General features: G+C 67.2%; 9 protein-coding genes and 1 tRNA gene. All 10 read left to right on the top strand.

From position 1 onward, the window contains the following. Positions 1–439: 439 nt before the first annotated feature. Positions 440–2,011, top strand: coding sequence for a chromosomal replication initiator protein DnaA (gene dnaA, locus LDL49_RS44185; protein WP_225300916.1), 1,572 nt, complete (start codon positions 440–442; stop codon positions 2,009–2,011). Between the two features lie 522 nt (positions 2,012–2,533). Further along, complete coding sequence (dnaN, locus tag LDL49_RS44180) at positions 2,534–3,673, top strand: DNA polymerase III subunit beta (RefSeq protein WP_225300985.1); 1,140 nt, start codon at positions 2,534–2,536, stop codon at positions 3,671–3,673. Positions 3,674–3,721: 48 nt separating this feature from the next. After that, on the top strand, positions 3,722–4,660 hold the full coding sequence (gene gnd, locus LDL49_RS44175; protein WP_225300915.1) for a phosphogluconate dehydrogenase (NAD(+)-dependent, decarboxylating): 939 nt from the start codon (positions 3,722–3,724) through the stop codon (positions 4,658–4,660). Between the two features lie 72 nt (positions 4,661–4,732). Further along, on the top strand, positions 4,733–5,965 hold the full coding sequence (recF, locus tag LDL49_RS44170; RefSeq protein WP_225300914.1) for a DNA replication/repair protein RecF: 1,233 nt from the start codon (positions 4,733–4,735) through the stop codon (positions 5,963–5,965). Further along, complete coding sequence (locus LDL49_RS44165; RefSeq protein ID WP_308016268.1) at positions 5,955–6,527, top strand: DciA family protein; 573 nt, start codon at positions 5,955–5,957, stop codon at positions 6,525–6,527. The genes recF and LDL49_RS44165 overlap by 11 nt, the downstream gene beginning before the upstream one ends. A gap of 340 nt (positions 6,528–6,867) precedes the next feature. Continuing rightward, entirely contained in the window at positions 6,868–8,811 is a 1,944-nt protein-coding gene (gene gyrB, locus LDL49_RS44160) for a DNA topoisomerase (ATP-hydrolyzing) subunit B (protein ID WP_308016267.1), read from the top strand. A 34-nt stretch (positions 8,812–8,845) separates the two neighbouring features. Continuing rightward, the gene (gyrA, locus tag LDL49_RS44155) at positions 8,846–11,353 is read left to right on the top strand and encodes a DNA gyrase subunit A (protein ID WP_225300912.1); all 2,508 of its coding nucleotides are present in this window, start codon (positions 8,846–8,848) and stop codon (positions 11,351–11,353) included. 3 nt (positions 11,354–11,356) lie between these two features. Continuing rightward, the gene (locus tag LDL49_RS44150) at positions 11,357–12,013 is read left to right on the top strand and encodes a DUF3566 domain-containing protein (RefSeq protein WP_225300911.1); all 657 of its coding nucleotides are present in this window, start codon (positions 11,357–11,359) and stop codon (positions 12,011–12,013) included. 181 nt (positions 12,014–12,194) lie between these two features. Beyond that, positions 12,195–12,271, top strand: a tRNA-Ile gene (locus LDL49_RS44145). A gap of 553 nt (positions 12,272–12,824) precedes the next feature. Continuing rightward, the gene (locus tag LDL49_RS44140; RefSeq protein ID WP_225300910.1) at positions 12,825–15,089 is read left to right on the top strand and encodes a hypothetical protein; all 2,265 of its coding nucleotides are present in this window, start codon (positions 12,825–12,827) and stop codon (positions 15,087–15,089) included. The last annotated feature ends 88 nt before the right edge of the window (positions 15,090–15,177 follow it).

The following is a 15,177-nucleotide window of genomic DNA, read 5'->3' as shown; positions in this document are numbered from 1 at the left end:
CCCAGGTCAAACTGGCGGCCGAGCGAGCGAGTTATCCACTAATCCACATGCGGGTTTTCCACATCCTCGGCCACGTCCACAGTATGTGCACTCAGGTACCACTAGGCTGTGGACAACGCTTGAACACAGCTGTGCACAGAGCTACTGTCAGCCCTCCCAGAGCCGCTCAAGGCCTGTGCATAACCTGTGGATGGCCTGTGGATGGTGTGGGTGTCCAGCTCGGCCGCCACGCTGTGGACCAAGGCGCCGGCCGCGCTTGCGGGTGGGAGCTCCATGTGGATAACTCGCCCCGGTGGACAGCCAGTGACGGTGCACCGACGACTTGTGACGTACGTGTGCGAAGCGCCAATAACCAGGCCGCAACAGGCCAATGCCCGCACTGGGCAGGCGGTAAACGATCGATCGCGGGGGGCCGCGAGAGGAAGGAGGGGTACCGCACATGAACCATGTCGACCTCGGCACGGTATGGGCGAGGGCCCTGAGCAACTTCCTCAACGAGAACGTCCCCATACAGCAGCGCACCTGGCTCTCCATGGTGCGCCCGATCGCCCAGGCCGACGACACGATCGTGCTGGGCGTCCCCAACGACTTCCTGAAGGACCTCATCGAGGGGAAGCTGCGCCCCCTCGTGGCCCACGCGCTCTCCCAGGAGCTCGGGCGGGCGATGCGCCTGGCCGTGATGATCGACACGACGGCCCCCGAGCAGCAGATGCCGGACCTTCATCCACAGCCTGTGGCTCAAAATTATCCCCAGGGCCTGGACCCCCAGCCACGTTATGCACAGCCCCCATCGGCCCAGCACTACCAGGCTTCCGAGCCTCCGCAGTTCTATTCTCCACAGCCGGACCCGGCCCAGATATCCACCGAATATCCACAGCCCACGTTCTCTTTTGAACAGGGCCAGTCGCCTGTGGAGAAACTGCCGGAGCCGACGCACAACCGCTGGGAAGCGAAGAGCAACAAGCCCAGCGAACCCGCCCGGCTCAACCAGAAGTACACCTTCGAGACATTCGTCATCGGGGCCAGCAACCGATTCGCCCACGCGGCCGCGGTGGCCGTAGCCGAATCCCCGGCAAAGGCGTACAACCCCCTCTTTATTTATGGCGACTCGGGCCTGGGGAAGACCCACCTCCTGCACGCGATCGGGCATTACGCCCAGAGCCTGTACGACGGCGCGCGGGTGAGGTACGTGAGCTCGGAGGAGTTCACCAACGACTTCATCAACAGCATCCGCGACCACAAGGCCGACGGCTTCCGCGGCCGCTACCGGGCGATCGACATCCTGCTCGTGGACGACATCCAGTTCCTGGAGGGCAAGGAGCAGACGCAGGAGGAGTTCTTCCACACCTTCAACACCCTCCACAACGCCAACAAGCAGATCGTGATCTCCAGCGACCGGGCGCCGAAGCAGCTGATCACGCTGGAGGACCGGCTGCGTAACCGGTTCGAGTGGGGCCTGATCACCGATGTCCAGCCGCCCGAGCTGGAGACCCGCATCGCGATCCTCAGGAAGAAGGCCATCCAGGAGGGCCTGGCCGCCCCGCCCGAGGTCCTGGAGTACATCGCCAGCCGCATCTCCACCAACATCCGCGAGCTGGAGGGCGCCCTGATCAGGGTCACCGCCTTCGCCAGCCTCAACCGGCAGGGCGTCGACCTCCAGCTGGCCGAGGTGGTGCTGAAGGACCTGATCACCTCCGACGGCGGCCATGAGATCACCATCGCCACGATCATGGCCAAGACCGCCGAATACTTCGGCATCAGCATCGACGACCTCTGCGGCAGCTCGCGCAGCAGGGCACTGGTCAACGCCCGGCAGATCGCCATGTATCTGGTACGCGAGCTGACCGACCTGTCGCTGCCGAAGATCGGGCAGCAGTTCGGCGGCCGCGATCACACGACCGTGATGCACGCCGAGCGCAAGATCCGCTCGCTCATCGCGGAGCGCAGGTCGATGTACAACCAGGTCAACGAGCTAACAATGCGTATCAAACAGACGTCGCGCGGATCCTGACCGTCATGCACAGCCTGTGGATAACACTGTGGATCAGGGGAAACGTCAGATCGCGGCGGCCGTACGCCCCATCTTCGCCTGAAAAATCCTGCGCGATGCCTGGGGATAAAGTTGGGGACATCCTGAGGACAACCTGGGGACATCCGGTGGATGACTTGTGGACGGCCTGTGCACAGTCGAAAAAGGGTCTCCCACGAGGCCGTTTAGCCCGTGGATAACCTGTGGAAAGCCGGTGGATGACCAGTGGATGAACGCACCATGATCTGGGGACGAGCTGTGGGCAACGAAACTTCATCCCCAGGCGCCGAAGTTTCCCCCAGGCGTAATCCACCGAGCATGTGGGCGACGCCACGCAAGCTGACCAGGGGAAACGCCGGTTGTCCACACTATCCACAGTCCCTAGTGTGAAGACCACCTATCTCTCTTACTAAGAAACTCAAGACCCATAGAGGGGTTCTCCCGGAACTCGAGTGCGGGAGAGGCAACACTTGAATCAACGACGAACTCAGGAGGCTGATGACCGTGATGTTCCGAATCGAGCGAGACGTCCTCGCAGAGGCGGTGGCATGGACGGCACGCAGCCTCCCCGCGCGGCCGTCGGTCCCCGTTCTCGCCGGAATGCGGATGGAGGTCACCGAGGACCAGCAGCTGAAGCTGTCGGGCTTCGACTACGAGGTCTCCGCCGAGGTGACGCTCGAACTCCACACCGGTGAGGCCGGCGTGGTCCTGGTCTCCGGCAAGCTGCTCGCCGAGATCACCCGCGCGCTTCCCGCACAGCCTGTGGACTTCGTCGTGGAGGGGGCCAAGGCGGTCGTCACTTGTGGCAGCGCCCGGTTCACCCTGCTGACCATGCCGGTGGAGGACTACCCGTCGCTGCCGGCCATGCCGCCGGCCGCCGGCCGGGTGGGCAGCGACGTCTTCGCCTCCGCCGTCGGCCAGGTCGCCGTCGCCGCGGGCAGGGACGACACGCTGCCCATGCTCACCGGCGTACGCATGGAGATCGAGGGCGACACCGTGACCCTCGCCGCGACCGACCGCTACCGCCTGGCCGTACGCGAGCTGAAATGGCAGCCCGACCAGCCCGACTTCGCGGCGATCGCGATGATCCCCGGCAAGACGCTGGCCGACTCGGCCAAGGCGCTCGGCGCGACCGGCGCCGAGGTGGAGATCGCGCTCAGCGCGGCGGGCGGCACCGGAGAGGGCATGATCGGCTTCTCCAGCGCCGGGCGGCGGACCACGACGCGGCTGCTCGACCCCGAGTTCCCCAAATACCGCTCGCTGCTGCCGACGGAGTTCTCGGCGCGCGCCGACCTGTCCACAAGCTCGTTCGTCGAGGCGGTCAAGCGCGTGGCCCTGGTCGCCGAGCGCAACACTCCCGTACGCCTGGCGTTCAAGAGCGGCGAGGTCGTGCTGGAGGCCGGAAGCGGCGACGAGGCCCAGGCCGTCGAGGTGCTGCCGGTGGACTACGAGGGCGAGGAGATGAACATCGCCTTCAACCACCAGTTCCTGCTGGAGGGGCTGGGCGCGATCGACTCGGACGTCGCCCGGCTGCAGATGACCACGTCGACCAAGCCCGCCATCCTCACCGGTGGAAAGCCTGTGGATGACGGCGGAGTCCCCGACTACCGTTACCTGATCATGCCGATCCGCTTGTCGAGCTGAAAATCCCATCGGGGATTATGGAGGCCTGACTAGGGGAGTTGGTACATCATGCAGATCGGCATGGTCGGACTTGGCAGGATGGGCGGCAACATGGCCGAAAGGCTGCGCCGCGGAGGTCACGAGGTCGTGGGCTACGACCACCACCGGGAGGCCAGCGACGTCGGCAGCTTGAAAGAGCTGGTCGACCGGCTGGAGGCGCCGCGCGCCGTCTGGGTGATGGTCCCGGCCGGCAAGCCCACCCAGCAGACGGTCGACGAGCTCGGCAAGCTCCTCTCCGAGGGCGACATCGTCATCGATGGCGGTAATTCACACTATGTGGATGACCAGAAGCACGCGGCCGAGCTCGCCGAGCGCGGCATCCGCTTCGTCGACTGCGGCGTGAGCGGCGGCGTCTGGGGGCTGCAGAACGGCTACGCGCTGATGTGCGGCGGTGACGAGGCCGTGGTCCAGCACCTGATGCCGATCTTCGAGACGCTCAAGCCCGAAGGCGAGGACGGCTTCGTCCACGCGGGCGAGGTCGGCGCGGGCCACTTCGCCAAGATGGTCCACAACGGCATCGAGTACGGCATGATGCAGTCCTTCGCCGAGGGCTGGGAGCTCCTGGAAGCCTCCGACATCGTCAAGGACGTCAAGGGCTGCTTCAGCAGCTGGCGCACCGGCACGGTCATCCGCTCCTGGCTGCTCGACCTGCTGGTGCGGGCGCTCGACAGCGACGAGCACCTCGAGGAGCTGCGCGGTTACGCACAGGACTCCGGCGAGGGCCGGTGGACCGTGCAGGCCGCGGTGGACCACGCCGTGCCGCTGCCGGTGATCACCGCCGCGCTGTACGCCAGGTTCGCCTCGCGCCAGGAGGACCCGCCGGCGATGAAGGTGGTGGCCGCGCTGCGCAACCAGTTCGGCGGCCACCCGATCGCCTCGGCGGAGGGCTCGACGGGCATGGGCGCCGACTCCCCCGGCGCCGACGTGACCCCGCCGAACGTGCGCTGATCCCGACACCGGTTTTCCACAGGTGCATGCCGGTGACCCCAGTGACCTGCGTGGCCCACTAACCTTCTTGGGGTGCACGTCGCCCACCTGTCGCTGACCGACTTCCGGTCCTACGCGTCCGTGGAGCTCGGCCTGGAGCCGGGCGTCACGGCGTTCGTGGGGCCCAACGGCCAGGGCAAGACCAACCTGGTCGAAGCCCTCGGCTACGTCGCGACGCACTCCAGCCACCGGGTGGCGAGCGACGCGCCTCTCGTACGGCAGGGCGCGAGCCGGGCCATCGTGCGCTGCGCCATCCACAGGGACGACCGGCGGGCGCTGGTCGAGCTGGAGATCAACCCGGGACGCGCCAACCGCGCCCGGCTCAACCGCTCCCCCGTGTCCAGGCCGCGCGACGTCATCGGCCTGCTGCGCACGGTGCTGTTCGCCCCCGAGGACCTGTCGATGGTCAAGGGCGATCCCTCCGAGCGGCGGCGCTTCCTCGACGAGCTGCTGGTGAGCCGCACTCCGCGGTTCGCCGGCGTACGCGCCGACTACGACCGCGTGCTGAAGCAGCGAGGAGCGCTCCTGCGTGCCGCCTCCCAGGCCCGCAGAGGGGCCAGGAGCGCCCGAAGGGCCGAGAGTGACACAGGATTCTCGGCGGCGGGCGCCGGAGACGTCCTGAGCACTCTGGAGGTCTGGGACGCGCATCTGGCGAGACACGGTGCGGAGCTCCTCCAGGCGCGGCTCGATCTCATCGACGCGCTGCGCCCGCTGGTCGCCGGAGCCTATGCCGCGCTCGCCCCCACGAGCGCCCCCGCGACCCTGGCCTATCGCAGCAGTTTGTCCACAGGCAGCGACGCGGCTGAGGACGAAGTCCCCGGTGAGACGGGATCTTCCGATACACAGACGTTATCCACAGACTTGGGGAAAACCCTTGAAGAACGACTCCGCGAGCGGCTATTGGAAGTCCGCGCGGCCGAGCTGGAGCGGGGTGTCACGCTCGTCGGCCCGCACCGCGACGACCTGATCCTCGGCATCGGCGAGCTGCCCGCGCGCGGCTATGCCAGCCATGGCGAGTCGTGGTCCTTCGCCTTGGCGCTGCGCCTGGCCGCCTACGACCTGCTCCGGGCCGATGGCGGTGACCCGGTGCTGATCCTGGACGACGTCTTCGCCGAGCTCGACAGCCAGCGCAGGCGCCGCCTGTCCGAGATCGTCGCCCCCGCCGAGCAGGTGCTCATCACCGCGGCTGTGGCCGACGACGTGCCCGGGGAGTTGATCGGGGCCAGGTTCGACGTCGCCGAAGGGAGCGTGACGCGTGTCCGCTGACGACACCTCAAAGATGCCCGCCGGCGGCACCTCCAGGGTGCCCGCCGCCGACGGCGCCCCCCGGGTGCCCGTCGAGGACAACCCCACGGCCAGGGGCGCGGCGATGGCCAGGGAGAAGCTGGCCCAGGCCAAGGCCGACGCGGCCAAGCGCGGCCAGCTGCCCCGCCGCGAGCCCAGGCGCAGGGCGGGCGCGCGCAGGGACGCCGGCGATCCGCAGCTTTTCGGACGCGCGATCTCCGACCTGCTGGCCGACCGCGGCTGGGAGCGGTCGGCGGCCGTCGGCGGGGTGTTCGGCCGCTGGTCCGACATCGTCGGCCCCGAGCTGGCCGCGCACACCAAGCCCGATTCGTTCGACGACGGCGAGGTGCTCATCCTGGCCGACTCCACCGCGTGGGCGACCCAGGTGCGCCTGCTCGCGCGCACTCTCGTACGCCGGCTCAACGAGGAGCTGGGCCACGGCACGGTGACGAAGGTGAAGGTCAGAGGCCCGCAGAACGCCCCGCGCGCGGCCGGCGGCCTGAGAGTGACCGGCAGCAAGGGCCCGGGAGACACCTACGGCTGACCCGGATCGGCGCGTAACCCAGGAGCCGGATCGGCGAGAAAACCCATCAGAGAGCCGCAGACGCGATGACCCCCATTCCTGTGGGGGGATGCTCGAAGAGGGGGAAATCAAGCGACAGGCCGTTACAGGCGCGTTCAATGCCACCTTGGGCCCTCAGAGCCGGTAGAATGAAACCGGATTCCGGACACGTCCGTTTGCGTGTCACCCCCGGCACGCATGCAGCGCCGATTCCCCCGGGTGATCAACGCAACGGGGCACTCACGACGGTGACGGGCACGGCAGGGGCAGCTTGACAAGTGTCGCTCCCCCGCCGCGTGTCCGCGGCAGGAGGATTTGGCACTTGTCCTACGACGCTAGCTCAATCACCGTACTCGAAGGGCTTGAGGCGGTTCGCAAGCGCCCGGGTATGTATATCGGCTCGACCGGTGAGCGCGGTCTGCATCATCTGGTCTACGAAATCGTCGACAACTCGGTGGACGAGGCCCTCGCCGGCCACGCCGACCGCATCGACGTCACCCTGCTCGCCGACAACGGTGTGCGGGTCATCGACAACGGCCGCGGCATCCCGACCGGCATCCACCCGGTCGAGAAGCGTTCCGCCGTCGAGGTCGTGCTGACCACGCTGCACGCGGGCGGCAAGTTCGACGGCAAGTCGTACGCCGTGTCCGGAGGTCTGCACGGCGTCGGCTCGGCCGTCGTCAACGCGCTGTCCACCGCCATGGAGGTGGAGGTCAAGCAGAACGGCCACATCTGGCGGCAGCGCTACGAGCACTCCAAGCCGACCGCGCCGCTGGCGACGGACGGGGAGACCACCGAGACCGGCACCACGATCACGTTCTGGGCCGACGAGGGGATCTTCGAGACCACCACCTGGAACTTCGAGACGCTCTCGCGGCGCTTCCAGGAGATGGCCTTCCTCAACAAGGGCCTGACGATCGTGCTGCGCGACGAGCGGCCCGACCACGTCAACGGCGAGGTCGTCGAGGTCACCTACTGCTACCAGGGCGGTCTGTCCGACTTCGTGACGCACCTCAACTCCAAGAAGGAGCCCGCGCACGCGTCGGTCATCGACTTCGAGGAGCACGGCGACGGCGTCTCCGTAGAGATCGCCATGCAGTGGAACAACTCCTACAGCGAGTCCGTCTACACCTTCGCCAACACCATCAACACGGCTGAGGGCGGCACCCACGAGGAGGGCTTCCGCGCGGCGCTGACGTCGATCGTCAACCGCTACGCGCGCGAGCAGAAGTTCCTCAAGGAGGGCAAGGACGACAACCTCTCCGGCGAGGACGTCCGCGAGGGCCTGACCGCGATCGTCTCGATCAAGCTGGCCGACCCGCAGTTCGAGGGGCAGACCAAGACGAAGCTCGGCAACACCGAGGCCAAGTCGTTCGTCCAGAAGGCCTGCAACGACCACCTGCGCGCCTGGTTCGAGCGCAACCCCGGCGAGGCCAAGGACATCATCAACAAGTCGCTGCAGGCCGCCAGGGCCCGCCTCGCGGCTCGCCAGGCCCGCGACCTGACGCGGCGCAAGTCGCTGCTGGAGTCGGGCAGCGGCCTGCCGGGCAAGCTGGCCGACTGCCAGTGGAACGACCCCGACAAGTGCGAGCTGTTCATCGTCGAGGGCAACTCGGCCGGCGGCTCTGCCAAGGGCGGCCGCGACTCGCGTTTCCAGGCGATCCTGCCGATCCGCGGCAAGATCCTCAACGTCGAGAAGGCCAGGGTCGACAAGGTCCTGCAGAACACCGAGGTCCAGTCGCTGATCACGGCCATGGGCACCGGCGTGCACGATGAGTTCGACATCAGCAAGCTGCGCTACAACAAGCTGATCCTGATGGCCGACGCCGACGTCGACGGCCAGCACATCACCACGCTGCTGCTGACGCTGCTGTTCAGGTTCATGCGCCCGCTGATCGAGGGCGGCCACGTCTACCTGTCGCAGCCGCCTCTCTACAAGATCAAGTGGGACCGCAAGGGCGACGACGCCTCCTACGCCTACTCCGACCGCGAACGCGACGCGATCATCGAGGACGGCATCGGCCGCGGCAAGCGTGACCCCCGTGCCCACGACGGGGTCCAGCGGTTCAAGGGTCTCGGCGAGATGAACGCCAACCAGCTGTGGGAGACCACCATGAACCCCGACAGCCGCGTCCTGCTCCAGGCCACGCTTGATGACGCGGCTCAGGCCGACGAGATGTTCAGCGTGCTCATGGGTGAGGACGTCGAGGCACGCAGAGCCTTCATCATCCGCAATGCGCGAGATGTCCGTTTCCTAGACGTGTAGCGCACGGCCGTACAGTAGAAAAGGATCTTCACACGTGACGGAAGTGAACACTCCGCCTCCACCGTCTTCGGACCGCATCGAACCGGTCGACATCCAGACCGAGATGCAGCGCAGCTACATGGACTACGCGATGTCGGTCATCGTCTCGCGTGCCCTGCCGGACGTGCGTGACGGTCTCAAGCCGGTGCACCGCCGCGTGCTCTACGCGATGTACGACGGCGGCTACCGCCCCGACCGCGGCTACTTCAAGTGCTCGCGCGTCGTCGGTGACGTCATGGGTTCCTACCACCCCCACGGCGACTCCTCGATCTACGACGCCCTCGTACGCCTGGCGCAGCCCTGGTCGCTGCGCCACCCGCTGGTCGACGGGCAGGGCAACTTCGGCTCTCCGGGCAACGACGCGCCCGCGGCGATGCGCTACACCGAGTGCAAGCTCGCGCCCATCGCCATGGAGATGCTGCGCGACATCGACAAGGACACCGTCGACTTCCAGCCCAACTACGACGGCCGCTCCCAGGAGCCCGTCGTACTCCCGGCGCGCTTCCCCAACCTGCTGGTCAACGGCTCGGGCGGCATCGCGGTCGGCATGGCGACCAACATCCCGCCGCACAACCTGCGCGAGGTGGCCGAGGCCGTCAAGTGGGCGCTGGACAACCCCGAGGCCTCCGAAGAGGAGCTGCTCGAGGCGGCCATCGCGCGGGTCAAGGGCCCCGACTTCCCGACCAAGGGCCTGATCGTCGGCCGCCGGGGCATCGAGGACGCCTACCGCACCGGCCGCGGCTCGATCACCATGCGAGCCGTCGTCGAGGTCGAGGAGGACAACAAGGGCCGGCACGCCCTCGTCGTCACCGAGCTCCCCTACCAGGTCAACCCCGACAACCTCTCCTACAAGATCGCTGAGCTGGTCAAGCAGGGCAAGGTCACCGGCATCGCCGACGTCCGCGAGGAGTCGTCGTCGCGGGTCGGCCAGCGGCTGGTCATCGTGCTCAAGCGCGACGCCGTCGCCAAGGTCGTGCTCAACAACCTGTACAAGCACACCCAGCTCCAGGACACCTTCGGCGCCAACATGCTGGCCCTGGTCGACGGGGTGCCACGCACGCTGCGGCTCGACCAGTTCATCACCTACTACGTGGCGCACCAGATCGAGGTCATCGTCCGCCGGACGCGCTACCTGCTGCGCAAGGCCGAGGAGCGGGCCCACATCCTGCGGGCGCTGCTCAAGGCGCTCGACCGGATGGACGAGGTCATCGCGCTGATCAGGCGCTCGCCGTCGGCCGCGGAGGCCCAGGGCGGCCTGATGACGCTGCTGGAGATCGACGAGATCCAGGCGCAGGCCATCCTCGACATGCAGCTGCGCAAGCTCGCCGCCCTGGAGCGCCAGGCGATCCAGGACGAGTACGACACGCTGATGACGGCGATCGCCGACTACCAGGACATCCTGAGTTCGGAGCCCCGGCAGCGCCAGATCGTCGGTGACGAGATGGCCGAGATCGTCGCCCGTTTCGGCAACGACCGGCAGACCGAGATCGTCGCGTACGACGGCGACATGTCGATCGAAGACCTCATCGCCGAGGAAGAGATCGTCGTCACCATCACCCGCGGTGGCTACGCCAAGCGCACCCGTACCGACCTTTACCGGGCGCAGAAGCGCGGAGGCAAGGGCGTCAGGGGCGCACAGCTGCGTCAAGACGACATCGTCGACCACTTCTTCGTCACCACGACCCACCACTGGTTGCTGTTCTTCACGAACAAGGGCCGCGTCTACCGGGTCAAGGCGTACGAACTCCCCGACGCGGCACGCGACGCGCGCGGCATGCACCTGGCGAACCTGCTGGCCATGCAGCCCGACGAGACCGTCATGGAGGTCCTCGACCTACGTGACTACGACGTCGCCCCTTACCTCGTGCTGGCCACCCGCAGCGGCCTGGTGAAGAAGACCCGCCTGTCCGAGTACGACTCCCCCAGGTCCGGTGGTCTGATCGCGATCAACCTGCGGGACGACGACGAGGTCATCGGGGCCCGCCTGGTCTCCGAGGAGGACGATCTGCTGCTCGTCTCCAAGGGCGCGCAGTCCGTCCGCTTCACCGCCTCCGACGAAGCGCTGCGCCCGATGGGCCGGGCGACCAGCGGCGTCATCGGCATGAGATTCCTTGATGGTGACGAACTTCTCGCCATGAATAGAATTGCCGATGGTCAACATGTGCTTATCGCGACCAAGGCTGGGTACGCAAAGCGGACACCCGTCGAGCAGTATCCAGTTCAAGGACGTGGCGGTAGGGGCGTGCTGACTGCGAAAATCGTCAGTTCCCGTGGCAAGCTGGTCGGAGCAGTCATGGTCAACCCAGAGGATGAGGTCTTCGCGATCACATCCGCCGGCGGGGTGATCCGGACGAGTGCCGGCGAGATCAAGCAGTCCGGCCGCCAGACCATGGGAGTGCGTTTGATGAATCTCGCCGAAGGCGACAGCGTGGTGGCCCTCGCCCGGAACGCCGAGTCCATGGAGACTTCGGTGGAGATTGAGGAAGACGGGGGAGGAGAGTAGGTCATGAGCGCCCAGGGTGGCTCCGCCAGGACTAAGGCGGCCCGGGAGAACGGCCAGCAGCCGAAGAAGTCCAATGAAACCGAGATCTTCGACGGAGCGGTCGACGAGGAGAAGGCGACGCCTCCGCAAGGAGTGGTGCCGCCGGCCACGGCTCAGCCAGGGGAGGAGCAGACGACGGAGGGCAACGAGACGGTCCGCCTCCGTCCCTCGCTGACTTCCGAGGCCCCTCCGCTTGTCGAGATGCCCAAGAAGAAGCCCTCAAGCTCCGCGGGGGCCCGTCTCCCCCGCAAGGCCCACTTGGTCCTGCGTCGCGTCGAGCCGTGGTCGGCCATGAAGTTCAGCTTCGTGGTCTCCCTCGTCTGCTTCGTGGTGCTGTTCGTGGCAGTGGCCGTCCTGTACGGCGTGCTGTCCGCCTTGGGCGTGTTCGACTCGCTCGTGGACCTGGTCAACCAGCTCGGCAAGGGTGAGCAGGGGCAGAACTCGATCCCGATCGACATCGCCTCTTGGTTCGAGCCGGTCCGCATCCTCGGCTACACCGCCCTCATCGGCGCGGTGAACGTGGTGCTGATCACGGCACTGTCCACGCTGGGGGCGGTCATCTACAACGTGGCCTCCGACCTGGTGGGCGGCGTCGAGGTGACCTTCAGCGAGGCGGAGTAGCTTCCGGTTCGTGGTTCGTGGTTCGTGGTTCTGTGGCTCTTGGTTTTGCGGCTTTTTGGCTCGCGTCGCCGTCGATCTTTCGGGGGCGGCGCGAGCAACTCGGGAGAGGCGGTAAGCTTTTCCTCGTCCGAACAACCGGTTCGCCTTCCCTGGTGGGGATGCGATACCGTTTGGCGTACGCGGGGCTATAGCTCAGACGGTTAGAGCGCTTCCCTGATAAGGAAGAGGTCCCAGGTTCAAGTCCTGGTAGCCCCACCAGCAGGTCAAAGCCCCTTTCCGGGATTCCGGGGAAGGGGCTTTTTGGTTGACCGTGCGTCACCCGTGCGTCAAGTGCCGCATGCCCCGGGGCGGGTAGCGGCGGATCCGGCAGGCGGCTGAGTCGCAGAACGTGCCGCACTTGCTCCATGTACTTGGCGAGCCGGGTCTCCTCCAGCTCGCTGACCCATGCCTGCGTGTCGACCCGCTGAACCTGCTGCATCGACCATTCCCCCAGCTTGGAGCAGTGGCTCCCATCGGGCGGCTTCGTCTCGGGCGTACCCCGCCTGCCCGACATCGATCAGATGGATGATCTTCACACCGACACTCCTGTGCACCTGCCCGTCCTTGCTAAAGAACTTGGTGCTGCGGGCAAGCACCCGAGTATGTCCCGGGATCAAGCCCGACACGATGCCGGAAAGCGCGCCTTGCGCGGTTGGAGTACGGAACGCGGCCAGTCGCGGGTTCGATCCGATACCGAAGGGGTCTTCGGCATCATTCACGAACGACGCAGAATCTAGGCTCACGGCCACCCCCTGTCCTGCTGGAGGCCTCCATGTCCGGGCCTGATCAACTGTTCGCCAAGCCGCGGATCAGGCCGCGCGCGTGCCTCTGGGTGCAGATGCTGATCCTGCTCGTACGCCCTGGATCTTCGGATGAGAGCCCCGAGGGCGGCGTTGTGGACGATCACCACGCGCATGCCCGGGATGAGGTGCGGCGGGGCGGCGTGGTCTGGCTGGCCTACGCCACCGCGGGGCGGCACCTGATCCGGCTCGCAGTGCCTGCCGTTGCGGTATTCCTGCCGATCGGCCTGCTCGCGGCGTCGGCGCTGATTCTGCTCGTGGACGGTTCAGCGGGGGTGGTCAACAGCGACTTCGAGCTGATCGGCGCGCCTGGTACATCCTTGCTGGTGTGGTCGGCTGCGACGCTGGTCCTCTCAGCGGCCGGACAGGCGGTGGCACTGCCCGCGACGGTGGTGCTCGCCACCGGACGGCTGGTCGGCAAGGGCGTCTCCACCTCCGACGCGATGCGGGCCGCGGCCCGGCGCTGGCCCGCGATGGCCCTACTCATCCTGGTCGGCGTGGTGGCGTTCGCGGTGGCTCTGGCGGCCGGGTTCGGCATTCTCATGTGGACCGGGGCGCAGGTCACGGCTTACGCCGTCATGGCGGTCCTGACCCTGTCCGCGATGCCGTGCCTGCTGGCCGTGGCGCCCATGGTCCTGGAAGGCCGGTCCGCGAGGGGCGCGCTCGCTCGCGCCTACTGGGTGACGGCCGGCGCCTCCTGGGCGACGCCGCTCACGCTGGCCTTTGGCGTCGTGCTCTTCCCCGCGCTGGCCGCGAAGGCGGTGAACTGGGCTGTGTCCGGGCTACCCATCGCGCCGGCCGTGGCCGGTTACCTGCTGGCGCTGGTCACCGTGCCGTTCCAGGCGACCGTGATCGCCCGCCTGTTCCTGCACCGCCTGGGTATCAAGGGGACGATCACCGAGTTCGAGAAGATCGTCGACGGTCTGCCGGCGAGCACGCCACGCCGGGCCAGGCGCGGGCCGGTGCTCGCGGCGTTGCTCCTGCCCGGCCTGCTGTACGGCGGAGCTGTGCTGATCAACCCGCTCGGCTGGCTGGAGGTCTCCGAGACGGCCGTCACGGAGAACTGGCCACGCGACCCGGACTTCGAGGTGTCTAAGGATGAGCGTCCGAAGCCGGAGCTTGACAGGTCGGATCTGCAAGCCCTACATGCGGGGCCGGGCGGAAGCATGGTCATGCTCATGGACGGCTCGGGCGAGGCGAAGCTGCTGACCTGCATGGACAGCAGCTGCGCTCGAACCCGGTTCACCTGGGCCGAGCCGGTCGACGTCGCCGGTGGGTACGCAGCGGCCAGCGCCCGGCTGACGGACGGCCGTCTCGTCGTGTCGACGTGGGCGCTGGAGAGAGTGGACGAAGACGAGCTGAGACGGGACCCCGAGAAATGGCGCGCCCGGCTCGGGCTGCTGATTTGCGACGCGACGGGCTGTGTCCCGGCACCTGGCGGCAAGCCGATCACGGAGGTGACGCAGACCAACCAGCACGGGACAGTCGCCCTGGCGGCACGGCCCGGTGGCGGTCTGGTGGTCGCCCAGCTCCACGAGCTCCCCTGGAGTAAGCGTGACGTCGACGAGGAAGGGCTTTCGATCACCACCTGCGACGATCCGGCCTGCACCCGTCCACGCACCAAGGAGCTCGCCAAGCTTCCCGCCGACAGATACAGGTTCGACAGGCGCGGCCTCGTCGCGGGCGTGGGTCCCGACGACCGCCCTGTCATGATGCGCTTCGACCGCGACACCGGCTCGATCTTCGTGATCTCCTGCGACGATTCCGCCTGCGCCAAGGCGCGCGTAGGACAGCCCGTCTGGGAAGTTTCGCCCGATTACTCCGGCCGCGCCCACCGAGACGACACCGCCATGGTGGTCCGGGCTGACGGCCTGCCGCTGATCGCTTACCGGGACGTGAGCGACGGCGCGATCAGGCTGCTGGACTGCCGCACCCGCGAGTGCTCGCGGGCCGATACGGCCAGACTGTCCGAACCCGGTCACAACACGGGGTTGGCAATGGTGCTGGACCGGGACGGGCGGGCGCTGGTGGCCTACCAGGACCTCGACCGCGAACGGATCGTCATCGCCGCCTGCACGAGAACACGCTGCACGCGTACCCCGGTCACGACGATCCGGCGCGGCGGTGATGACGGCCTGGCCATGGCGTTGGACGGCCACGGTCGGCCGATGATCGCCTGGATGGACGCCTGGAACGGCTGGGACCTGGTCGTGACCACGCCGCTCAATCTGCCCTGACCCCCGGCTCCCTCAGCCGATGCCCGGATCAGACCATTTTCGGCGAGTTGGAAGCGAACCGTCGAAAACACCATGTCACCGTTTCACC

The sequence above is a fragment of the Nonomuraea aurantiaca genome (assembly GCF_020215705.1).
GTDB classification, from domain to species: Bacteria; Actinomycetota; Actinomycetes; order Streptosporangiales; family Streptosporangiaceae; genus Nonomuraea; species Nonomuraea aurantiaca.
The sequence above is the reverse complement of the archived record's forward strand: the minus strand, read 5'-3'. Positions and strand labels throughout refer to the sequence as shown.